Here is a 23,927-nt window from a genome sequence, read left to right as displayed (position 1 = left end):
GAGAGCGACGGTTTAAGTCTGGGTCGCTCTCTGAAATGGGATTAGCTAAATGTTTGCTCTGGGGTGGGGAATGTCTTATTTTTCACTGCTTGTGTGTAGGATATAATTGCGGCTTGAATATCCGCTTGTTCTAATAAAAAGTTTTTAGAAAAAGAGGGCGGTTTCGCAGTGAGTCCTAACATGTCATAAAGGACTAAAATTTGTCCGTCACAGTCAGCCCCTGCACCAATCCCAATCACAGGAATTGTTAATAATTGGGTAATTTCTGCTGCTAATTTTCCAGGGATACATTCTAATAAGAGCATAGATGCCCCAGCGGCTTGTAATGCGAGTGCATCTTGACGCAAACGTTCTGCATCATCTGCTGCTCGTCCTTGTACCACATAGCCACCGAGTTGATGGACAGATTGTGGCATCAGTCCTAAGTGGGCACAAACGGGAATACCGCGCTCTGTGAGTAGTTTGACGGTGTCAGCAAGCCAAGTTCCCCCTTCTAGTTTGACAATTTGTGCATAGCCTTCACGCATTAAGCGGGCGGCATTGTGTAATGCGGTGTCTGGGGTTGCATAGCTCATAAAAGGCATGTCGACCATGAGGAGCATTTTATCACTGCCACGATGCACTTGTTGTGAATGATAAATCATCTCTTCTATGGAGACTGGAAGCGTACTTTCATGCCCTTGAATCACCATGCCCAGTGAATCTCCCACTAAGACAAGTTCTATTCCCGCTTCTTCTATAACACGGGCAAAGCTCGCATCGTAAGCAGTCAGTGAGGCAAATTTTTCGCCTTGGCGTTTTAATTTGCGAAAGTGATTGAGTGATAAACGTGGCATTAGTTTTCTATCCTATGTAAGCCATCCATCGGACAATGCTGTAATAATGTAACCAATTTTGTGCCGTCTGGGAGTGTGAGTAAAGGTTCACATTCATAGAGCGGGTATAACACAAACGCCCGTTGGGTCAGCCCTAGATGTGGCAGACATAAACGCGGGTCGCTGGATTGTAATTGATCGTAGAGTAAGATGTCTAAATCTAGTGTACGCGCCCCCCATCGTTCGCCAGTGCGTACCCGTCCTTGTTGATTTTCTACAGTTTGTAGATGTTCTAATAAGAGATAGGGGGGGAGTTGGGTTTCTAAAACAGCAACCGCGTTGATATAGTCAGGTTGTACCATTCCTGCGAGTGGTTTACTCCGATACAGGGAGGAATGTTTGCGTAGTTGTGTCTGCGGTAAGCTTGCTAGTGTTTGTAATGCTTGTTGTATTTGTTGAATAGGTTCAGCCAAATTACTGCCTAGCCCAATGTAAGCGGTACTATATTGTTCCATCGTCGCCTTATGATTCAGTATGTGACGGGTTGTCGTTCTTGCGTCGGTAAAAACGGCGTTTTCTACGGTTATGATGTGGTTGCTTATGAATATTTGGATGATGGGTTGTGATTTGCCCTGTTGCAAGCTCTTCTTTTTCTAAATCGACAGGGGTTTCTTCAGCAACATGAGGGAGTGCAGGCGCGTGAGCATTAACGATAGGTTGCGCTTCATTTTTTAAAACTTGTGTCCACCAATCTGCACCTTCTCGAGCCTCCTCATCTAAAACACCACGCAAGGCAAGAAAATCATAAGCAGCCCGAAAACGCGGATGTTCAATCAATAATAAACGCTTACGTTTATTTTTACGTTGCAATAAACGGGGTTGCATTAACCAAATCTCTTGCATCGTCACACTGATACGCTTCGGAATGGCGACTTGTTTAACTTGCTTATTCATAACCCGCTGTATCGCATTAATCAGACAATCTTGCTCGCTTAATCCTTCTTCACGGTGATAAGGCAAAACATGCAGAATCGGCGACCAAAGTAAGGCGGCGAATAAAAATGCAGGATTAACCGATTGTTGTTTAGCAACACGCTCATCGGTATTGCTTAAAACTTGCTCAATCATTGCCAATACTTTCGGATTTTCAAGCATACAATCATGTGTTTGCTGAAACAAATGTTCAAATAAGTGATATTGGCGCAAATAACGAAAGGATTTCAACCCATGACCACTGAGAAACAGTTTTAAAACTTCATCATAAAGGCGGGCAGAAGGGACATCCGCTAATAATCCACCTAGTTGAGGAATCGGTTCAGCTGCACTTGCTTCTATCGTAAAATCTAATTTTGCAGCAAAACGCACCGCCCGCAACATCCGTACAGGGTCTTCTTGATAACGCAACATCGGGTCGCCAATTAAACGAACAATGCCCGCCTCTAAATCTGCCATCCCCTTAGCATAATCTAAGATAGAAAAGTCACTGATATCATAGTATAAAGCGTTAAAAGTAAAATCTCGGCGGTTCGCATCCTCATCAACGGTTGTGCCATACATATTGTCACGCACAATTCGCCCGTCTTCGATAACCCGCTCATTGCCCTCACTTTGATGATGATGACTAGCCCTAAAAGTGGCTACTTCGACAATTTCTTGTCCAAAATAAACATGTGCTAAAACAAAGCGACGACCAATCAAACGACAATTACGAAAAACCCCTTTCACTTGTTCAGGCAACGCATTAGTAACAACATCAAAATCTTTTGGTTGTTTACCCAGCAAAACATCACGAACACCACCGCCCACAATATAAGCCTGAAATCCCGCACTTTGTAACTGATACAACACTTTTAAAGCAGATTTACTAATATGCTTCCGTGACAAAGTATGGGCTGAACGTGGAATGCGGACAGGCGTAGAAGTTTGAGTATCGACAATGGTAGATATTGCCGTCTGCGGTTTAACTTCAGACGGTTCAAAAGACTTTAATATTTTTTTTATGCCATCGACCAAGCGTTTATAAGGAGTCATCGTTATCCTTGATGAGAATTAAAACTTAATTTTACTGATTACATAATACCACTACCTAAAACATTATATGCTTTTGTGAACGGTTGAAAAGAATATCATCACGCTAATAGTGTTCCTACACAGCATTAATTATCAGATAGCAGTCACCTAATTTCTATCATTATACCTATTTGCGACTATGACCAATTTACGGATTTACGCATTAATTCCACAAACACGCGTTTTAGGCCCTTTTTTGCGGTTTGCTATCTGGGTGCAAGGATGTCCTTTTCACTGTGAAGGCTGTATGACCCCTGATGCCCTGAGTATGACAGGGGGAACATTGATGAATACTGATGAGCTGGTTGCTCAAATCGTGGCAACACCCAATATTGAAGGAATCACCCTATCAGGCGGAGAACCTTTTGCCCAAAGTGAAGCATTAGCCCTACTATTACATCAAGTTAAACAAATAAAACCTTTAGGCGTTATCGTTTACTCTGGTTACACGCTGCAACATCTACAAAAAATAGCAAAAACACAAACTAGCATTGCCGATTTATTAGCACAAATAGATGTATTAATAGATGGATTATATATTGCGACACAAAATGATGGATTAAGTTTACGAGGCTCAAAAAACCAACAGGTTTACGCACTCACTGAACGCTATGCAACAATATTAGAAAATCATTATGGTCAAGCACAACGTGCCGTCGAAATGCACCTTTTAACAGATGCGGTAATGTTAGTCGGTATTCCAGGACAATCTTTATTAACAACATGGCAAACTCAAATGATGAAACTTTAAATCGAACAGGTGACTCAAAACATAAAACAGATTACCTAATGATAACCATTTAAATACAAAATAATATAACTTTATTATCCATGATTTTTTTACCAGTAGATTGTCAATTTATATAAACTTGGGTAGTATTTGCTTGAAGACCGTAGAATATTTGTAATCATTATCAAACCATAATCAGATTGTAGGAGCATTGTTATGAAAAAAATTATTGCGACTGTTGCTATGTTATTCATGGTTGGCTCTTTAGCTGCTTGCAATACCCTTGCAGGCGCAGGCAAAGATGTACAAGCAACAGGTAAAGCCGTAGAAGATGCTGCTAAGAAATAATTTAAATTAGCCCGTTTGTAAAAAAAGACCTGCTAGGTTTTGAAAACTTAGCAGGTCTTTTTTTGCCTGAATCAGAATTCACAGAATTTTCAGAATTTAAAACCCTTAAACCAAAAAATTAAGGTTAATCATGCTTTTTAATTCTGCTAATTCTGAAAATTCTGTGAATTCTGATTCAGACAAGTTGTTGTCTTTTTAAAAGAAACTCGCCGAACTCAGGTTATTTTAGAAAACTCGCAAAACTAGCGTTAATTAATGCGTCGGCTTCATTAACTCTTCTAAACTTGGAGCGGGAACAAGCGGATGTGTGCCTGTTGTGCTAGGTTCGCCAATAGCATCACCAACAGCGGTTTGAGCGACTTCTGTGCTGACAAAATCAGATTGTGGTTTTAATAAACGCTCCATCTTATATTCAGGCAAGACATACGCCCAACCTGTTAAAGTTTGTTGCAATTTCTCGGCTTCTTTGCGTGCAGACTCCACAGGGTCAGGCTTATCTTTTTCTGCTTCTGTGCTTTCCTTCGCTGTCTTATCCGTTGTAGCAGTTTCCTCAGATTTAGCAGGCGCGTTAAAACTAACGGTAAATTGTCCATAATGTTTGCCGTCTTTTTCCACCGTTTTTAAGGTAACGCTTAAACCATCAAACGTGGTGAATGTCGCCGTAACGCCTGTTTTTTCATCGCCTTTTAATTCTTTACTGGCAATCACATCGTCTAACGTTAAATTGCTCAATGTCGAGGCTAATTGATTAATCATGCTGGGCTGGCTGACGTGTGCACCTTCGGGCAGGGTCGCAAGTTGATAATTTTCATCATTGGCATTGACTTTATTAATCTGAATTTTTTGCCCGTCTGGCTGAGTCACCTCAACGGATTGAATCCGTTGCAGGGCAATATTAGTGAGTTCTTTAGAAATCCATGACAGTGGGGCTTTTTCAATGGGTAGCGAGCCTTGCACTAACCAGCTTTGTTTATCCCCGACTTTACGAACGAAAATTTCTTGTTGAGTATTATCGGCTTTTGCCAGTTGCTGATTACCGACTAAAAGGCTTGCAACGCTAGAATCGTCGGGCTTTTTCAAAGTGATTAAGGTCGATTTGGCATTAGTCGCGGTTACATCTTCCACGCCAATTTTATCGTACCATTCAGAATTAACTGTTTTTGGTTCTAAGACTTTTAAATGGCTGATGCCCATTAAGACATTGCGCACTTTGGTTAAATCCGCAGGATAATTACTTTTTTCTTTCATGCCCCATAAGCCATCGATAGAGCGGCTTAATGTCATGCTTTGTTCAGCAGTTTTAATGTCAATTTCGCTGACTTCGTTAATAACAGACATTAAATCAGGGAATAGGATACTGGCTTGTTTGTTGTCTGTTGAATTAGCTTGATGTTTTTGTTGTGTGAGTTGTACCGCAAAAAAAATGGTAATTGCCGTTAAGACGGCAAGAATACTTAAACCTTTTATATTCATTGCAATAAATCCTTAAAAAGCAAGTGAATTGTGCATAATTGTGGGACAGGCAGTTTTAAAGTCTGCCTATCCCTTTCTGCCGATTTTTCCGAAACGATTAAATTAACGCTTCAGCTGTTGTCGACGGCGTAAGCGATAGACACCAAAGAAAATACCTGCAAAACCAACGAGGAAAGGCACAAATGCGATATTGATAAATTTCAATCCCGCTTCTAAACCTTCAATGTTTTTTTGCAACTCATGTTGTACATCGCGTAATTCCTTACGGATTTTGACTTTTTCTGCGCGGAAGCGTTCGACTTCTTGCTGTTGTTCCGCTGTTAATACCAATTTATTGCCGTCTTGGCGTTGGTCTTGGAGTTTACGCAATTGCGCTTCAGTGTCTTCTAAACGCGCTTGTAACTCTTTGGCTTTTTGTGAAAATTGTGCTTCTGCCTCTTGTTTTAAGGCTTCAACCCGCGTGAATGGGCGGGCAAAACTGCCACGATTGCGCACGCTGATTAAATCATTACTGCCTGATAAATTATCCAGCGCGTTGGTGACAAAAGAGCCATTAGCGGCTAAAGGCATAGCAACCCGTTGACCTAAAAAGTTTTGCACCCGTACCCACATTTGGTCATCTAATAAATCGGTATCAGCGACGACAATCACGTTAATTGAATCTTTAGATTCAGTGAGTTGCTCGACGGGTTTATCGTCTTTCTTCTCGGCTTCAGGTTGTGCAGGGTCTTCGGCTTTCTTCTCAACATGGGGCTTACCGTCGGGAAACGCTGTTTTTACTTTGCCTGTAATGCGTACAGCAAGGGTAAATTTACCTTCAGATTTAAAATTTTGCACCAAGCTAGTAGGGTCGGACATGAATTGCAATTGAGCAGAATCTATCTGCATGGCTTTATCGCTGGTTTCAATTAAAGGGGTGATTTGGGTTTGCGCACCCTCTTTTTTCTTCAAAATCCCTGTTGATGCAAAGGTAATCATGTCTAATTTCGCCGTGATAACATCGTCGCTATTAAAATTCGGCGTGTTTAAATCTATCCATACAGGGTAATCAATAATAATGGGACGACCACCACGCGCTGCTTGAACTTTTTTCGCAAGACTCAAATCACCAACAACTTTACTTTCTACCAATTCCACGCCCCAATTATCTAATAAACGTGGTAAGGCGGAATTACGCGCTTGTTGCATCGCTGCCATGGGGTTATTAGGGTCATTTTGTGGCGTTTCGACTTCGGAGAATGGGTCGATAAAAGCGAGTAAACGCCCACCACGTAAGACGAACTGGTCTAAAGCGTATAAAGTGGCATCGCTTAAATTTTTCGGATGTACCAGCATCAACACGTCAATATCAGCAGGAATACTGTCGACGGTCATTTCTAAAGGACGTACTTCAAACAATTTACTGATTTGTTCATAAATCATCCAAGGTTCAGCCCCCCCGCGTTGCAAAAAGGCGGGCATCCGACTGCCTTGCATCGGTAAACTGCTCATTAAACCAATGACTTTTTGTTTTGGGTTGGCTAAACGGTAAATGATTTGGGTTAAATCATATTCCAGTAGTTCAGCCCGATTTGGTTGGAAAAAGCTGATAACTTCCTCTGTACCGATGGCATTTGTACCAACAAGACCGAAATAAAAGAGGGTATCATCAGTAATCGGCACACCTTGCAATCCATAACCAACGGCGCGGTCTTCCTCTTCCGTAAAGGGTTCTGGGTCTATCAGTTGTAAATTAATTTTACCCATAGACAGACGTTGATATTCTTCCAATAATTCGCGGACACGAATCGTATAGCTGTTTAAGCTGGGTAAATTGGTAGCGAGTTTTTCCGAGAGATAAAAACGCAAAGTTATCGGCTCTTGTAAACTATTAATAATATTTTTAGAGCCTTGCGATAAGGTATAAAGTTGATTTGCGGTAAAATCTAAACGGGCAGATTTTAATGCGGTATTGCTGGTGATATTGACCGCAATCAGTAGCGCAAGCCCCAGCAGTAACCCTGTTGTTGTTAAAAGTTTATTCATGGCGTATAGACTCCTAGTCGGCTTTTTTCATTTCAATCAAGGTTGCTGTGGCAAACAACCAGAAAATAATGAGAGAAGTGAAATAAATAACACCACGTATGTCGATAATCCCTTTACTTATCGTATCGAAATGCGTCAAAAAGCTAAACGCGCTAATGGTTTCGACAATAATTTGTGGAGCCCAGTTAAAAAAGTCTAAAACCATCGGGAAGCCACTGAGAATAAAGGCTAAACACACAACCGCCGTTAATATAAACGCAATCACTTGATTTTTAGTCAAGGCTGACATGCAAGAGCCTATCGATAAAAACGCGCCTGCCATGAGAAAACTGCCCAAATAGCTGGCGAAAATCACGCCGTTATCAGGATTGCCGAGATAATTCACGGTGAGCCAGAAAGGGAAAGTTAAACATAGCGCAATCCCTGTAAATGCCCATGCCGCCAGAAATTTACCTAAGACTGCTTCAGTAATCGTAATCGGTAAAGTCAACAATAATTCAATATTGCCACTTTTACGCTCTTCCGCCCATAAACGCATGGCAAGTGCAGGAATTAAAAACAGATAAAGCCAAGGATGAAACATAAAAAACGGTTGTAAATCTGCTTGTCCACGGGCAAAAAAATTGCCGAGATAGAAGGTAAAAATACCGCTTAAAAATAAGAAAATAATAATAAAAATATAGGCAATGGGGGTGGCAAAATAGCTGTTAAACTCACGCTTAAAGACCACCTGCAAATTGTGCAACATGCAAGCCTCCTGCTTAATTAATGGGTTGCTGTAGTAATTTGACGGAAAACGTCATTTAATCGCCCTCTTTCCGCATGTATTTCTTCTACAATCCATTGCTGTTCGTGTGCTTTTTGGCTCACTGCGGTAATAATAGATTGATTCGTTTTAGGAAAGAGTTGGTAACTGAGTAGCGCATCTGTTTCAACCAAAGGTTCTAAGGTTTCTATACTGGCGATACTGAGTAAAGACTCTCGTACACTTTGAGTAGATAATTGATTTTTCTGTAAAGTTAGCGTTACTGCATTGTGATAACGTGATTTTGCCTCTAAGGCTTCAGGCACACCATCCGCCAGAATTTTACCCCGCGCAATGATAACGGCACGACTACACACGGCATCGACTTCTTCCAAAATGTGGGTAGAAAGAATAATGACTTTTTCCTGCGCCATCGTTTTGATTAAGCTACGAACTTCATGCTTTTGATTAGGGTCTAATCCATCGGTGGGTTCGTCTAAAATCAAGACTTCAGGGTCATGTAAAATCGCTTGAGCTAACCCCACACGGCGTTTAAAGCCTTTTGACAGTGTTTCAATCGGTTGTTGCAATACGCCTTCTAAATTTACCCGTGCAATGGTTTCATCGATACGTTGGCGTTTTTCCACGCCTTTAAAACCGCGAATATCGGCGATGAAATCCAAAAAATCTAAAGGGGTCATGTCAGGATAGGCAGGCGCACCTTCAGGTAAATAGCCAATACGACGTTTTACCGCTAACGGTTTTTTTAAAATATCATCGCCAGCGACTAATACTGTGCCAGCCGTTGGCGTTAAAAACCCTGTAATCATTTTCATGGTGGTGGATTTACCCGCGCCATTAGGGCCTAAAAATCCGAGCACCTCCCCACGTTGGACTTGAAACGAAATATTATCGACGGCGGTAAACGTGCCGAATTGTTTCGTTAATTGTTTTATTTCTACAGTAGTTTCCATTGTTTAGCTATCTCATGAATTATTAAAATCAAGGGAAAGACAGGAACTTAAGTAACGATAACATCATTATTAAACGTGTCGTTAAGTAGGGATAGGCTATCTGAATTCAAGCGATTGCCGTAGTCATAAGAATTCGATGAGAAAAAGAAGGGTTTTATTTTTAAGCTGTTAGATTCGCTATTAAATTTTATTAATCTGCTTAAGTTAGCTTTAAGACACTGTTTTATTGTTTTTTTTGTATTAGAATATGATTTTTCTAAAAATCTAGTTGTTTAATACAAAGATGAAGAGGGTTTAATCAACATGGGGATGTTTGACTTTTTGGGCATAGGAACGGTGATTTCTGGCGCGGGTGGTGTGGCATTGGGTGCAACCATTATGGGCGTTATGAAAGGCAGGAAATTAGACAAACTGGAAGAGCGTTTAGGCGGTGCAGATACGGCAACACAAGAACGAGTTATCCGAAAAATTGCGATATTAAAAACGTTAGCCTATCGCGATGGTGATTTTTCCCCCATTGAGCGTATTTTTATTTACCGTTATATATTGGGACACAATGAATTATCTACTGATACTAAAGTAGCGTTAGCATTGGATTTAGATGAGCCACTACCTGCTACTTTTTCCTCGATGCTAGACCGTTTACGGGCGTTAGTATCTTTTAGTGATTTGTTTATTTCACAAGAGGAAGCCATTGGTTTTATTTGGGTGATGCGAGAATTAGCCAGTGTCGATGGCTCTTTTGATAAAGATGAGCTTGAATATATCCAAAAAATTTGTAAAGACTGCAAAGTCCCTGCTCATGCCATCCCAAGTGAACAGTTGTTATTAACAGATGCAAGTAATATTTAATACAAAACGGGTTAAATTTCTTAAGCTTCAGCGATTGGTAGATTTAACCTGAGTTTGGCGATTTTCTTTTAAAAAGACAACAGCTTGTCTGAATCAGAATTAACAGAATTAACAGAATTAACAGAATTAACAGAATTTAAACCCCTTAAACCAAAAAATTAAGGTTAATCATGCTTTTTAATTCTGCTAATTCTGAAAATTCTGTTAATTCTGATTCAGACAAAAAAAGACCTGCTAGGTTTTTAAAACCTAGCAGGTCTCGGTTTTATTTTATAAAACTTGCAAAACTCAGGTTACTATAAAACGATGCGGAGGACTACCAGTCCTAAATTTAAATCACTTTATGGTACGGTTACTATAAAAAGGTTTTTCCCTCACCTCATGGCTGCCCGATTCCTTTTGAGCGTCAGGCGAGGTGAGGGAAAATAAGATTAACGTTTGTCTATCGTGACGTAGGGACGGCTTTCGGGTCCGATGTATTCCGCGCTAGGACGGATTAATTTGTTGTTGCCACGTTGTTCCATAACATGTGCTGCCCAGCCTGTGATGCGGGACATGACGAATATGGGGGTGAATAAGGGGGTAGGAATGCCCATGAAGTGGTAGGCACTCGCGCTGTAAAAGTCTAAGTTGGGGAATAATTTCTTTTCGTCCCACATGACTTTTTCAACGGCTTCAGAGATAGCGTAAAGGTTTTGTCCGCCAACGTCTTCGGATAAGGTTTTAGACCATGCTTTGATGGTGGCGTTGCGGGGGTCGTATTTGGAGTAAACGGCGTGACCAAAGCCCATGATTTTGTCTTTGCGTTCTAACATGGCTTTTAAGCCTGTTGTCGCTTCTTCGGCATTGTGGAATTTTTCAATTAATGCCATGGCAGCTTCATTCGCACCACCGTGTAAAGGTCCGCGTAATGAACCGATTGCGCCTGTGATGCAGGAGTAGAAATCGGAAAGGGTCGCGGAGCAAACGCGGGCAGTGAAGGTGGATGCGTTGAATTCGTGCTCGGCGTACAGGACTAATGAGGCATCCATGCAACGTTTGTGTTTTTCGTTGGGGGCTTTGTCGTGGAGCATGTGCAGGAAGTGACCCGCTAGGCTTTCTTCGGGGGTGTAGCCGTCAATGCGTTGTCCGTAGGTGACAAAGCGGTACCAGTAGCAGAGGATACCGGGGAAGGTGGCTAGTAAACGGTCGGCAACGGTGTGTTGTTGTTCGAAGGTTTCTTCAGGTTCTAATGTGCCGAGAATAGAGCAACCTGTGCGCATGACATCCATCGGATGGGCGTTTGCGGGGATGAGTTCTAACGCGCTCTTTAAGGCACTGGGTAAGGCGCGGAGGCTGCGTAAGCGTTGTTTGTAGTTGTCTAATTCAGCTTGGGTAGGCAGTTTGCCGTAAAGGAGTAAGTAGGCAACTTCTTCGAAGGTGGCTTTTTCGGCGAGTTCTTCGATTTCATAGCCGCGATAGGTTAAGCCTGAGCCTGCTTTACCTACGGTGCAAATGCTGGTTTGTCCTGCGACTTGTCCGCGTAAACCGCCTGCATTTTTGTCGACAACTTTGGCTTCTGACATGTTATTTTCCTTCTTTGCTAAATAGTGCGTCTAATTTTTGTTCGTAATCGTGATAACCGAGAACTTCGTAGAGTTCGTTGCGGGTTTGCATCAGGTTTACAACGTCTTTTTGTGTTCCTTGTTGGCGAATCGCGCCATAGACTTGAATGGCGGCGTTGCTCATGGCACGGAAAGCGGACAGGGGATATAACACGAGTCTCGCGCCTACGTTGCCCAATTCTTCCACGGTGAATAAGGGGGTTTTGCCAAATTCGGTAATATTCGCTAAAACAGGGACTTTAACGGCTTCGGTAAAGCCTTTGTAGTCTTCTAGGGTGTAGAGGGCTTCGGCGAAAATCATGTCTGCGCCTGCTTCTACATAGGCACATGCGCGGTCAATGGCGGCTTGTTTGCCTTCGTTGGCGTAGGCATCGGTACGTGCCATGATGACGAATTGTGAATCGGTTTTTGCGTCAACGGCTGCTTTAACGCGGTCTGCCATTTCTTCGGTAGAAACCAGTGATTTGTTGGGACGGTGTCCGCAACGTTTGGCTTGAACTTGGTCTTCAATGTGAACAGCGGCAACCCCTGCGCGTATCATTTCTTTAACGGTGCGGGAGATGTTAAAAGCCGCTCCCCAGCCTGTGTCGATGTCAACTAATAAGGGAACTTCGGTGGCGGCGGTGATACGGCGAGCATCTTCTACCACGTCGTTTAACATGGTAATGCCTAAGTCTGGTAAGCCAAAGGACGCATTGGCAACGCCTGCTCCAGATAAATAGATGGCTTTAAATCCAGCGCGTTCTGCGAGCATTGCGCTGTAAGCGTTGATAGTGCCGACAACTTGTAGTGGTCTTTCGGTGTCGACTGCATTGCGGAAGCGTGCGCCTGCGGAGGTGGCTTGCGTCATTGCTAAACTTTCCTTTGTTAGGTAAGGGGTTGTTGTGTATGACAGTTAGCGTTTACGTCAACTGCAAGGGTAAATTTATAAAAATAAGTTTTTTCATCGGTGTACAAAAGGGTACACCGATAAAATTAAAAGTTAATCGTTATACGACAACTCGAGCGTGATAACCGAGTTTTTCCAATGATTCGGTAATTTCATCCAGAATCATGGGGTCGTCAATGGTTGCGGGCATTTTGTATTCTTGCCCATCAGCAATTTTTTTCATCGTTCCACGCAGAATTTTGCCTGAACGGGTTTTTGGTAAGCGTTTTACTACGGTTGCCACTTTAAAGGAAGCAACAGGACCAATTTTATCGCGTACCATGCGAACTAATTCGTCGACAATTTCTTTGTCTGAGCGGGAAACCCCTGATTTTAAAACGACCATACCTAAAGGTAGTTCGCCTTTGAGTTGGTCAGCGACACCAATCACGGCGCATTCTGCAACATCAGGATGTGAGGCAAGGACTTCTTCCATCGCGCCTGTAGAGAGGCGATGTCCTGCAACGTTGATGATGTCGTCAATCCGACTCATGATGTATAAGTAGCCATCTTCGTCGATATAGCCTGCATCGCCTGTTAGGTAATATCCAGGATGGGCATCTAAGTAGGAGCTTTTAAAGCGTTCGTCGTTATTCCACAAGGTGGGTAAACATCCCGGTGGCATAGGTAGGCGAATGACAATTGTCCCCATTCCCGCGCCTTTGATTTCTTGTCCGTTTTCGTCTAGGACACAAACGGCATGACCTGGTACAGGTTTGGTGGGTGAACCCGGTTTGATGGGCATGGCTTCAATGCCTAAGCAGTTTGCCGCAATTGCCCAGCCTGTTTCCGTTTGCCACCAGTGGTCAACAACGGGTTTTTGTAGAATTTCTTGCGCCCATTGTAAGGTGTCGGGGTCGCAACGTTCGCCCGCGAGGAATAGGGCGCGGAAGTTGGACATATCGTATTTTTTTAAATATTCCGCGTTCGGGTCTTCTTTTTTAATCGCACGGAAAGCCGTTGGTGCGGTAAAGAGAACGCTAACTTTATGTTCGGCAATTACACGCCAGAATGCACCAGGGTCGGGCGTGCCGACGGGTTTGCCTTCATAAACAACGGTTGTGCAGCCATAAATTAGGGGGGCATAAACGATATAAGAGTGTCCAACAACCCAACCCACATCAGAGGCAGCCCAGAAAACATCCCCAGGTTGTACGTTGTAAATGTGTTTCATTGACCAATTAAGGGCAACAGCATGACCACCATTGTCACGTACAACGCCTTTAGGAATACCTGTTGTGCCTGAGGTATAAAGGATATATAAAGGGTCTGTTGCAGCCACAGGAACGCAATCAATCGGTTGGGCTTTTTCGGTTAAGCTCACCCAATCTAAATCCCGTCCTGCTTGCATACTGGCTTGAACTTGCGGACGTTGGAAAATAATACATTTATCGGGTTTGTGGTCAGATAATTGAATCGCTTCATCTAACAAGGGTTTATAAGGTATAACTTTTTTACCTTCTAAACCACAAGAGGCGGAAATCATCATAACGGGTTTTGCATCGTTAATCCGTGTCGCTAATTCTTTAGACGCGAAACCACCAAAGACAACAGAATGAATTGCCCCAATCCGTGCGCAAGCAAGCATTGCAATCACGGCCTCAGGAATCATGGGCATGTAGATAATGACGCGGTCGCCTTTTGCGACTCCATTGCTATGCAATACACGGGCAAATTTTGCGACTTGTTCGCGTAATTCGTTATAGGTGTATTTTTTAACCGTTTCGGTCACTGGACTGTCATAAATAAGGGCTAATTGTTCGCCCCGTCCTGCATCAATATGACGATCTAAAGCGTTGTAACATGTATTAATTTCTGCCCCTGAAAACCAACGATAAAAAGGTTTACAGGTATCATCCAATACTTTTACAGGCTGGGTGTACCAATGTATCGACTTTGCAGCGTCTCCCCAGAAACTTGCAGGGTCTTGGATAGATTGGTTATACAGGGACTTATAGTCCAGTTTACTCATATCCCTCTCCTCTATTGTGGTGGTGTTTTGTCTGGTGTACAGGTTGTTATATTTAATTTCTGCATTATAGACAGACTCAATCTATAAATAAATAGCTATTGAAATAATTAATAATGGTTATTCACTGAATTGCTTGACGCACCTAATCATGCTTGAAGTTTGAAGATAAACAACTATGTTTTTAAAGAGTTTTGTAAAAAAGCCAGTATTAAATTACTTATTGAAATTAAAGGAGTTTATGATGCGTGTTTTATATAAATCGCTTGCTTTGTTGGTCGTAACGGAATTGATCAGTACGTCTGCAATCGCGGTAGAACCTAGCTTAAGCTTATGTACGGGAAGTAAAACAGGTACTTATTTTCCTGTGGGGGAAATGATTGCAACACAGGCAAAAGGCGTGTTAACCGTGAATGTGGTAGAAACTAAAGGGTCAGCAGATAATCTTAAGAAATTAAAGGATAAAACTTGTCAAGCAGCAATTGTACAAGCCGATGCTTATTTTGCAGAAGAAGATACGCAAGTACGTAGTGCTTTAAAGCTAGAACAAACAGCAACTTTATATGATGAATATGTGCATTTAATTTGCAATCGGGAATCTGGCGTTAGTGGCGTGGGTGATTTAGAAGATTATCCTGATAAATACACCTTGCTTGTTGGTGTTAAAGGCAGTGGCTCTGCGCTGACTTGGCGGTCATTTGGGTTATTAGATGAGGATTACAGTAAAGTGCCTACTTTACCGATAGGCGAAGGACGCGCTTTAGCACAACTCGTAGAAGGCAGAGAAGCACAATGTTTGCTCTATATCGGTGGTTTAAACTCCGATACGATGAAGAGCTTTAATGCACAAGGGGATAAGCTGAAGTTAGTCCCAGTCGACGATGGCGATTTTGACAATAAAACCGACCAACTGGGCAAACGGATTTATCATTTTACGAAAATTCCTTCAGGCACTTACGATAAGCTACAAAGTGGCTTTTTTAGCAGTAGTGTCACAACGTTAGCGGTGCAAGCGGTGGTCGTGACTGATAAAACTTGGATAGAAGCCAATTCAGATGCTTATAACGACTTTGTCACAGCGGTTTTTGATGCGACTCCGCATATTAAACGCTTAGTAACAGGGAATAAATAAGCGGTATTAATTTACTGTTTAGGATAGATAAAGAAAAGGACTGCCAGTCCTTGAAGGACTGGCAGTCCTGATATGTGGCTTTCTCATTGATAAAATTACGATTTTATAACTTTCTCAAATTCAGTTTTCATCACACCACAAACAGGGCAAACCCAATCGCTGGGCATATCTGCCCAAGCTGTCCCCGCAGGAATGCCCGCATTTGGTATGCCTATCGCTTCTTTATAAACAAAACCACAAGCAAGGCAAATATAAGCCTCATCATTTTTATTATCTGTCTGCGGTGTTACTTTTGATTCAGGCATTTCAACTGCAACCCCCCACTGTAATTCTTGATCTTGGGTATAACGTTTACCCAACTGCCACGCAATTTGAGCGCGGGCGGTTTCTACGCCAATATAAAAAGCGTGAGAACCATCTTCCGCCAAATTTAAATGGGGAAACAATTGAAAAGGGTCTTGTGCTAAATAATGCCCATCACGGTTATAAATATGAATCCCTGATTCGCTGGTTTGAATACGAAAACTTGGGTCGCGCACAGTTTTTGCCAACTCTTTGATTTCGTCCGCGCTATCAGGAAACGGACGTTTTTCATGTAAGCCCATTAAGCCACGATGTATGCCTTTCGGTAGAGATTGATGCGTTTTTGCAAAATACATCAAACGGCGGGCGAAATCCGCTTCACGAATTGCACGGCGGGCGTGTGTACTCACCTCTGTTGCAAGCACAGCGTTAATATTCAGCTCATTGATAATTCCCATTAATAAGGCATTCATGCCCGCTGTATCGGCATCGGTCAACTCGGTAATATTGCCTATTCCCATCATGATAGGCACATCGGGCAGTGTCCGCCGTAAACTGTGATAACGCACTAAGGAATCAGTAAAACCGAAGGGAATAGGGTCTAAAATTGGGTCGGCAAAAAAAGCGCGTTGTTTCTGCTGTAAATGGGCAATTGCTCGATACAGCGAGTCCATATCTTCAGGCTGTTCAGGGATTAAAACAGGTGTCGATGCAACTTCATCGACAATCCATAACGTGCTTTCTTTCAAACTGAGTAAATAATCTGCGCCAGCTTTTCCCGCCTGTAACAGCTCTGTTGCCTGCATAGAATCTACACTGACTTTAAAGCCTTGTTCATGCAATGCGGTAATGCAATCCGCCAAATGCGGGAAAGGCGTATCAGGCAAACAGCCCAAATCAATCACATTCGCGCCCATTGCGTGATAATACTGCGCCCGTTTTACCACTGCCTCAATGCTACGTTGTGAGGCATCGACAATTTCGGCAAAAATTAAAACATCATATTGACTTAAATCAGCTTTATGGTGTTTTTTGCCAAAAAACTCGGGTAAATCTTTTAAATCATCCGTCCCCCGTTCAACAGGAATACCTAAATGCACACTTAAGGCATTTAAATCTCCACGACAACGCCCCGGCACAATAATACGGGTTGCTTGGCGCGTATCGGTTAAACGACGTTTTATCATGTCCGCCGTCATTAATCCTGCAACGGTTAGCCCTAATTGATGAACTTCATAGGTAAAGGATAATGGCTCTATAGACGCAAGCACGCGCTTTAAATTCGCCTCTGCCAACTTTCCTGTTAAAAATAAAATATGTTCTGCCATCGCTACAGTGGAAATAAATCCTATCCTTTCGTGTATTTTTTATTGTTTTGACTAAAAAATAAAGACCTGCTAAGTCTTTAAATCCTAACAGGTCTTTTAATCCGTGTTAAAAAGACAAATGTCCTAACACTTACGGTTTAGGCACTTGTAAATAAGTCGCAAATTCAGTGCTACTTTTCTCGACAAACTCGCCATTTTTTTCTTTAACCACGAGGAAAACGGCTATTTTTTCCCGTTCTGCTAAAGCAAGACTGGCTTCTGCGCCCATAACCATAAACATGGTGGCTAAACCGTCTGCAGTCATAGAGGTATCTGCGACAACGGTCACAGAAACTAAATTATGGGTAATCGGTTTACCTGTATGCGGGTCTATGGTGTGTGAATAACGCACGCCATCCTTTTCAAAATAATTTCGATAATCGCCTGAGGTTGCAAGCCCATGATTACTTAAATAAATCACATGTTGCACAGCTCGTTCATTCGCAACGGGTTTTTCAATGGCAATACGCCAATATTGTCCTGCGGAATTTTTCCCTTTTAATCGTAATTCCCCGCCAATATCGACTAAATAATTCGTTATTCCTATCTTTTCTAAATAATTAGCAACTTGGTCAACGCCATAGCCTTTCGCAATAGAAGATAAATCAATATACATGTTGGGATGGTCTTTTTTCAGCGCAAGGTCTGGTGTGGTCTGTAAATGCAGTTTTTCGTAGCCAACAAACTCACGAATGTTCTGAATTTCTTCTGCGCTGGGAATACGGTCTTCTGCCATAGGGTCACGCGGGCCAAAGCCCCATAAATTAACCAAAGGACCTACGGTAATATCATATTGTCCTTGACTTAATTGGCTGATGCGTTGTGCTTCAGTCATGACGAGCGATAATTCAGGCGAGATAGAAATCCAATCCGTACTTGAGTTCTGATTAATTTTACTTAATTCAGAATCTTTCTGATAAGTTGACATCCGATTATTGACAATAATCAGAATATTATCGATTTCTTGTTTTAGTTTTTCAGGCGTATAGTTTTCAGGTAAATGAGGAAGTGCAATGGTATAACCAGTTCCCATCGTTGAACCTGTAATTGTCGTGACGGGAGGGGTTTGTTGACCGCAAGCAATAACTAATAAAGTCATTAATAATAAAGTAAATATAAGAGAAAAAGCGGATTTCTTCATGGTTTGAAATGACATCATGTGAATACGAAAAGGTACTACAAATTATATACGCCTTTATCATTAAATCGTTGTGTTGTCTTTAATACCGTAATACACAAGAAAAAACCCCGCTAAATGTATTTATCTAGCGGGGTTATTTTATATGACTATGTCACTGTTAGACTGGATTATAAATCACTGGGTTTACCAATAACACGCAGTTTAAACAGTTGACGCTCACCATCTTCACTCACTAAATCAGCTTCTTCAGCGACTTTTACTAAATTAATGGTAGGACGTAAACGGGTGCTGGTGTATCCAACTTGAATATCAAAGGTTGGGCTAGACTCAATTAATAACCCTCTATAAATAAAGTGAATTTTGCCATTTGCTAAGAATTTATATTCGCCGTATTGGAAAGCGTCTGCTAATAAATTCCGTGCTAACACCATAATATCTCTGTCCATCACTGTCGGATAAGCTGTTTGCATCATGCCATCTTCAAAGACAACGGTTAACATCGTACCATCTTCGTTAAAGCTGACCCCTTGAGGCGTTCCAGCAGGTGCTTTGATGATAAAGGGTGAGAAGACTGCGGAAACAACGCGATTTAACTTCTGAATCTCTAAACGTACTTCACCTTTTTTCTTCACACGCACTTTAAGACCGATATTATTGAAATAAGCCGTTTTACGCGGTGCAGGAATTAAGGTAAAGCGGATGCCTTCTAGGGTGGTTAAGACATATTTCCCTTCGTCATCAATGGTTAAACCAGCAGGTTCAGAATCATCAACTTGTTCTACGCCATCCTCATCTGGTAATAAAGATAATTCAACATCTTTCGCGTCACCTGTGCCTTTAACGGTTATTAAACCGTCTTCTTGTGCAACCGTGAAGTTTGCAAAATTCAAACTGGCTAAGGTTTGATTAATCACGGTTACTAAGGTTTCTTGTGGCGTTGTTTCATCTTTATTTAAGGTTAAAGCGACGTTTAAATCAGGAATACCTTCAGGTAAGGAAACAACAATCGATTCACCTTTTTTCAGTTTGAATTTAGGTAAAGCTAACTTACCTTTCGGGAATTTAATCTTACCGTTGAGCGGATTAATAATCCAAGTAGTGGGCAAATATTGGTAAATCGTGGTCATTGAAATCTTCTTAAAGTCTAAACTGAAGATTACAAGGGTTAAATCTTCTAAATCTAAAGAAGAAACAACGGTTGTACCTAGCAGGGTTAAAATGTCTTCACCCATATCTGCATAAATGTCTTTACTTAACCCTGCAACATTAGACGTTGTTAATCCTGCTAATGTTTCTAATTGCAGATTTTGGAATTGTTGCACGCTAAAGCCACGGATTGCGGTGTAAGTGATGTAAGACAATTGAGTTGCAGTTAATTCCTTTACCGCGTCCACATCAATTGCAGCAACTTGTTCCACACTCAAGCCAATGCAGGCTTTAGGTTTAATTTTTCCAAGTTTTTCCCCTGAAATCTTCGCAATTGCTTTAATACTAAAACCTGCCAATTGAGAAGCGGTGATGACTTCAAAGTGTTTCTTCGCCAGTTTAACAACCTGTTTTTCGGTAAACCCAATAAAGGCAGTAGGACGAATAAAGACAAATTGTTCAACGGTTAAGCCTTCTAATGCATCTTCAGGGATTAAAGCAATTTGTTCTGCTTTAAATAAAGCGAACACTGCGGCAGGAATTTTGCTGATTGTTATTGTGGTTAGCACAGTGAAGTTAATCGTGATTTGAGTACCAACGGTGCTAGGATTACCGTTTGCATCCACAACGACCACAATAACAGGTCCTGTTGTCGTTGGATTACCAACGTCATCATCCATATCATCATCATTATCTTCACATGCCCCAACCGTCGCACCATTTTTTAAATGGGCGGGTAGTGCAGGTTCAGCAATGCTCATGGTATGTTTTTTGTAACAGATAGTGACTTTTTCTGCTTTTGCAAACACGGTATTAATGTTAAACAGTAGGAAAAGTGCACTTAATAAAACTAAGTATTTTTTCATTATTGACTAACTCCAAGTGAAGTTAAGAAGTACTACGGTGTTTTTCATTCTAGCGACTAAATATTATTTAATAAATAGATTATTTACATGAAATTCACCGATATGCCATTTATCAGATGTTTTATACCATTTAGAACTTATCATCTGTGATTTGGAATAGGGCTTGATTTTTTTTAAACACACTCTATGCTAACTAACAAAGTTAGCACTCTAATAGAGAGAGTGCTAAAATTAAAGGTGGGAGGTATCTTAACTATGTCAAATACACTTGCTTTAACGATTGATAGTCAATTAGCCGTATTAAGTCACGATGTTGAACGCTACGCACGTGCAGTGAAAACAGTGCCTATGTTAAGCGCGGAAGAAGAACGGGAATTAGCCGAGCGTTTAGTCAAAGAGGGTGATTTAGAGGCTGCAAGGGTTTTAATTCTGTCCAATTTACGCTTTGTCTTACACATTGCAAATGGTTACAGAGGTTATGGCTTGCCCCAAGCAGATTTAATTCAAGAAGGTAATATTGGCTTAATGAAAGCGGTGAAACGCTTCGATCCAACGTTAGGCGTGCGCTTAGTTTCCTTTGCCGTTCACTGGATTCGGGCAGAAATTCATGAGTATATTTTGCGTAATTGGCGCATTGTCAAAGTTGCAACGACAAAAGCACAACGTAAATTATTCTTTAACTTACGCAGTTCTAAAAAACGCTTAGGTTGGATGTCAAATCAAGAAGTTGAATCTGTCGCTAGTGATTTAGGCGTGAGTGTCAAAGATGTGCTAGAGATGGAAAAGCGCATGAGTTTAAACGATGTCTCATTTGACCCACCTGAAGAGTCAGAAGATAGCAATGATGAAGTACTTTCCCCAGCCGCTTATTTAGAAGATACCCGTTACGACCCAGCAGTATTAATTGAAGAAAACGAATGGGAACAACATAACGACGGACAATTGCATACCGCCTTTGAACACCTTGATGCACGCAGTAAAGACATTATTTGGCAACGTTGGATGAGTGATGAAAAGGCAACATTGCATGATTTAGCCGCAAAATATAATGTATCCGCAGAACGTATTCGCCAAATTGAAAGCGAAGCCATGAAGAAGCTAAAAAAGAATATTGTGATTGATGCTTAATGCAAGTATTTGTTATTACTTGATATAAATCTATACTCTTAAACTCCTGCAAGCGTTAAGTTTATGCTGATGTTGCGGGAGTTTATGTTTTTTGTAGTGTTTACATTTACATTGTTATAGTAAACGTACTATAAAACGATGCCGATGACTGCCAGTCCTCCATGTTATTCCCGCGCAAGAAGGTAACACGCCTATCAGTGCATGGGTCATTGTGCCGATAGAATTTACCCTAAAAAAACCGCTAATCCTCTTTATAAAAACAATAGGTTTCTCGATGTGCAACTTTTATAATAAGCGTTTTATTATATTAACAATGGGGTTTAAACCATGTGGACAACCTGCACAACGTGTAAATTCATTTTTCAAGTTGATTTCGCCATGTTTAACAAAGCAGTTAAATGCCCGCGTTGCAGTAAAGAATTTATGGCAGAACTCACTTTTGACCCGCCACCCCCACAACTGAATGTTGCCGATGAACTTGCCAGTAGCGAAGGCAATACGCCCAATGCAAAACAAAAAACCCAACTGTTGAAAAAAGAGGCATTAGAGCGAATTGCCTTAATTACTGAAAAAATGAATGCGATACAACCGCTTATTCAAAATATTACCCAAAGCAACCAAAACGAAAGTACGACAAAATTAGTCATAGACCGCGTTTTGCAAGATGTTTTAGGCTATGAAATCAGCGATATTTTGATGGAAAAGGATATTCAGGGAAAAAAAGCGGATTATGTCTTATCGGTACAAGGTAAACCCGTCCTCGTCTTAGAAGCGAAGCGCGTCGGCTTAGAGCTAAAAGATAAACAAATCCTACAAGCAACTGCTTACGGGCTTTACTCAGGGATAAAATGGGCATTATTAACCAATTTAAGGGTTTGGCAACTGTATCATGTCACCCTGATTGAGAATAAAGTCACCCCTGATTTAATTCTAACCATAGATTTACAAGACGGCTTAGATAAACAAGAAGCCCAATATTTCTATATGTTTTCTAAGCATGGCATGGAAAACCAAGCCTTTTTAGAACGCTTACGTCAAAAAGTTGTCGCATTACGGCGCGAAAATTTATTAAATGCCTTATTATCCGATGATGTTCTGCGCCAAATGTGTGAATTTTTAATGAAGTCAACACAATGCAAACTCACTGAGCCAGAAATTAAACGCGCGATTGAAGAACAAATTATCAATCGATAAGCATTAATACAACACGCTCAATTTGGCAGAAGTTTGCCCATAAAAAAAGGGGGAACACGCAATAATACGCGCTTCCCCCTTTTTTTAATTACACCATTAATCAATGCCCTGCAACATCACGACGGAAAAAGCTATAAGCTGCTCTATGGTCAGGATTATTGAAATAACGGGGCATAACCGCCTCTACCGTTGTCGGCGTAATGCCTAACTTTGCAAAATCATTACCTTCTTTAGGACAAATACTATCTGTTTGAGAAGATAAATAATTATCTAAAGAATAAGGTTTACCGGGAATCCGCTCGAAGATTTTGGCTTGCAAGAAAGATTGACTTTCACTTAAAGGAATAATCCAACGCTTTACGCCTAATAATTCGCGGGCGGTATAATTCACTAATTCCAATAAGCTATAAACTTTAGGGCCACAGAGATTATAACGTTGACCATGATGTTCACCGTTTTTGTTTTCTATGACTTTAACCAATGCATCAACAACATCATTCACCCACACAGGAGCGAATTTTGCGTTAGGGCAAGGAACAGGAAAAACAGGGGCTAAACTGAGCAGGTTAGCAAAACGATTAAAGAAAGAATCACCATTCCCAAAAATCACAGAAGGACGGAAAATAGTAGAGCTAACCCCTTTTGTAGCAAGGATTAAATCTTCTGCTTCGCCTTTACTACGTAAATAATTGCTTGACCCTTTTTTAGCGTCTGCATTTAACGCGCTGACGTATAAAAATTTTTCAACTTTATTGGTTTTACAAGCGGTTAATAAATTCTTAGTCGCTTCTACGTGGGCTTTACGAAAGCCACTGCCATCATTACCGACTTCATTTAAAATACCAACTAAATTAACGACGGCATCAGCCCCAGCCAATTGTTTATTTAATTCGGCTTGGTCAAAAATATTGGTCGAAATCACTTTAACAGTGGGTAAAACTAATAAATCGCGATGTTTCTCACGTTGCCGAGTTAAAACATTGACTTGGCAACCTTGATTTGCGAGGCGCGTAGTCAAATGTTTACCAAGAAATCCCGCGCCCCCCACAATACAAATTTTACGCATAACTGTTTTCCTTGTAGTCAAATCAAGAATACGGGTAAAAATTCACATTAT

The 23,927-nt window shown here is 41.3% G+C and carries 20 protein-coding genes; 6 read left to right on the top strand and 14 right to left on the bottom strand.

What is annotated here, in order from left to right; genetic code table 11:
* Positions 1–41: 41 nt before the first annotated feature.
* From panB to pcnB, 3 genes are read right to left on the bottom strand one after another with little or no spacing between them, the layout of a single operon-like run.
* Positions 42–836 carry a 3-methyl-2-oxobutanoate hydroxymethyltransferase gene (gene panB, locus BEGALDRAFT_RS08435; protein WP_002685667.1) on the bottom strand — a complete coding sequence of 265 codons (795 nt, stop codon included), beginning with the start codon at positions 834–836 and terminating at the stop codon, positions 42–44.
* The gene (gene folK / locus BEGALDRAFT_RS08430; protein ID WP_002685665.1) at positions 836–1,330 is read right to left on the bottom strand and encodes a 2-amino-4-hydroxy-6-hydroxymethyldihydropteridine diphosphokinase; all 495 of its coding nucleotides are present in this window, start codon (positions 1,328–1,330) and stop codon (positions 836–838) included. Before folK ends, panB begins: the two co-directional genes overlap by 1 nt.
* Positions 1,331–1,337: 7 nt before the next feature.
* Positions 1,338–2,846, bottom strand: a complete 1,509-nt coding sequence (gene pcnB, locus BEGALDRAFT_RS08425; RefSeq protein WP_002685663.1) for a polynucleotide adenylyltransferase PcnB — start codon at positions 2,844–2,846, stop codon at positions 1,338–1,340.
* A gap of 178 nt (positions 2,847–3,024) precedes the next feature.
* On the opposite strand from pcnB, the gene BEGALDRAFT_RS08420 reads away from it, so the two are divergent.
* The gene (locus BEGALDRAFT_RS08420) at positions 3,025–3,636 is read left to right on the top strand and encodes a 4Fe-4S single cluster domain-containing protein (RefSeq protein ID WP_002685661.1); all 612 of its coding nucleotides are present in this window, start codon (positions 3,025–3,027) and stop codon (positions 3,634–3,636) included.
* Between the two features lie 195 nt (positions 3,637–3,831).
* A complete protein-coding gene (locus tag BEGALDRAFT_RS08415) occupies positions 3,832–3,963 on the top strand; it encodes an entericidin A/B family lipoprotein (protein WP_002685660.1) in 132 nt (43 codons plus the stop codon).
* 252 nt (positions 3,964–4,215) lie between these two features.
* Here BEGALDRAFT_RS08415 and BEGALDRAFT_RS08410 read toward each other — a convergent pair whose 3' ends face one another.
* The 4 genes from BEGALDRAFT_RS08410 to BEGALDRAFT_RS08395 form a co-directional block, all read right to left on the bottom strand.
* Positions 4,216–5,436, bottom strand: a complete 1,221-nt coding sequence (locus tag BEGALDRAFT_RS08410; RefSeq protein WP_002685658.1) for a DUF4340 domain-containing protein — start codon at positions 5,434–5,436, stop codon at positions 4,216–4,218.
* A 102-nt stretch (positions 5,437–5,538) separates the two neighbouring features.
* Entirely contained in the window at positions 5,539–7,461 is a 1,923-nt protein-coding gene (locus tag BEGALDRAFT_RS08405; RefSeq protein WP_002685656.1) for a GldG family protein, read from the bottom strand.
* Between the two features lie 13 nt (positions 7,462–7,474).
* The gene (locus tag BEGALDRAFT_RS08400) at positions 7,475–8,209 is read right to left on the bottom strand and encodes an ABC transporter permease subunit (protein WP_002685653.1); all 735 of its coding nucleotides are present in this window, start codon (positions 8,207–8,209) and stop codon (positions 7,475–7,477) included.
* A gap of 17 nt (positions 8,210–8,226) precedes the next feature.
* Positions 8,227–9,180, bottom strand: coding sequence for an ABC transporter ATP-binding protein (locus BEGALDRAFT_RS08395; RefSeq protein ID WP_002685646.1), 954 nt, complete (start codon positions 9,178–9,180; stop codon positions 8,227–8,229).
* 303 nt (positions 9,181–9,483) lie between these two features.
* Here BEGALDRAFT_RS08395 and BEGALDRAFT_RS08390 point away from each other — a divergent pair, with 303 nt between their 5' ends.
* A complete protein-coding gene (locus BEGALDRAFT_RS08390) occupies positions 9,484–10,032 on the top strand; it encodes a tellurite resistance TerB family protein (protein WP_002685645.1) in 549 nt (182 codons plus the stop codon).
* Positions 10,033–10,463: 431 nt separating this feature from the next.
* Here the strand turns inward: BEGALDRAFT_RS08390 and prpC are convergent, their stop codons facing one another.
* From prpC to BEGALDRAFT_RS08375, 3 genes are all read right to left on the bottom strand, one after another.
* Positions 10,464–11,597 (bottom strand): bifunctional 2-methylcitrate synthase/citrate synthase, encoded by a 1,134-nt coding sequence (gene prpC, locus BEGALDRAFT_RS08385; RefSeq protein WP_002685643.1) that lies wholly within the window; start codon positions 11,595–11,597, stop codon positions 10,464–10,466.
* Position 11,598: 1 nt separating this feature from the next.
* Positions 11,599–12,486 (bottom strand): methylisocitrate lyase, encoded by an 888-nt coding sequence (gene prpB, locus BEGALDRAFT_RS08380; RefSeq protein ID WP_002685641.1) that lies wholly within the window; start codon positions 12,484–12,486, stop codon positions 11,599–11,601.
* 139 nt (positions 12,487–12,625) lie between these two features.
* Entirely contained in the window at positions 12,626–14,578 is a 1,953-nt protein-coding gene (locus BEGALDRAFT_RS08375) for a propionyl-CoA synthetase (RefSeq protein ID WP_269719563.1), read from the bottom strand.
* 196 nt (positions 14,579–14,774) lie between these two features.
* On the opposite strand from BEGALDRAFT_RS08375, the gene BEGALDRAFT_RS08370 reads away from it, so the two are divergent.
* Positions 14,775–15,665, top strand: coding sequence for a TAXI family TRAP transporter solute-binding subunit (locus BEGALDRAFT_RS08370; protein WP_157237567.1), 891 nt, complete (start codon positions 14,775–14,777; stop codon positions 15,663–15,665).
* 95 nt (positions 15,666–15,760) lie between these two features.
* On the opposite strand, the gene BEGALDRAFT_RS19665 is transcribed toward BEGALDRAFT_RS08370, so the two are convergent.
* The 3 genes from BEGALDRAFT_RS19665 to BEGALDRAFT_RS08355 form a co-directional block, all read right to left on the bottom strand.
* Positions 15,761–17,296 (bottom strand): DUF6513 domain-containing protein, encoded by a 1,536-nt coding sequence (locus BEGALDRAFT_RS19665; RefSeq protein ID WP_002685637.1) that lies wholly within the window; start codon positions 17,294–17,296, stop codon positions 15,761–15,763.
* A gap of 130 nt (positions 17,297–17,426) precedes the next feature.
* On the bottom strand, positions 17,427–18,494 hold the full coding sequence (locus BEGALDRAFT_RS08360) for an FAD:protein FMN transferase (protein ID WP_002685636.1): 1,068 nt from the start codon (positions 18,492–18,494) through the stop codon (positions 17,427–17,429).
* A gap of 149 nt (positions 18,495–18,643) precedes the next feature.
* Complete coding sequence (locus BEGALDRAFT_RS08355) at positions 18,644–20,488, bottom strand: hypothetical protein (RefSeq protein WP_002685634.1); 1,845 nt, start codon at positions 20,486–20,488, stop codon at positions 18,644–18,646.
* Positions 20,489–20,743: 255 nt separating this feature from the next.
* On the opposite strand from BEGALDRAFT_RS08355, the gene rpoH reads away from it, so the two are divergent.
* Both rpoH and BEGALDRAFT_RS08345 read left to right on the top strand, forming a co-directional pair.
* Complete coding sequence (rpoH, locus tag BEGALDRAFT_RS08350; protein ID WP_002685633.1) at positions 20,744–21,616, top strand: RNA polymerase sigma factor RpoH; 873 nt, start codon at positions 20,744–20,746, stop codon at positions 21,614–21,616.
* A 327-nt stretch (positions 21,617–21,943) separates the two neighbouring features.
* A complete protein-coding gene (locus BEGALDRAFT_RS08345) occupies positions 21,944–22,810 on the top strand; it encodes a type I restriction enzyme HsdR N-terminal domain-containing protein (RefSeq protein ID WP_002685632.1) in 867 nt (288 codons plus the stop codon).
* Positions 22,811–22,910: 100 nt separating this feature from the next.
* Here BEGALDRAFT_RS08345 and BEGALDRAFT_RS08340 read toward each other — a convergent pair whose 3' ends face one another.
* On the bottom strand, positions 22,911–23,876 hold the full coding sequence (locus BEGALDRAFT_RS08340; protein ID WP_002685631.1) for a complex I NDUFA9 subunit family protein: 966 nt from the start codon (positions 23,874–23,876) through the stop codon (positions 22,911–22,913).
* Positions 23,877–23,927: the final 51 nt, after the last annotated feature.

It is taken from the genome of Beggiatoa alba B18LD, assembly GCF_000245015.1.
Classification (GTDB): domain Bacteria; phylum Pseudomonadota; class Gammaproteobacteria; order Beggiatoales; family Beggiatoaceae; genus Beggiatoa; species Beggiatoa alba.
Note: the sequence above shows the minus strand (reverse complement) of the source record. Positions and strands in the feature narration are given on the sequence as shown.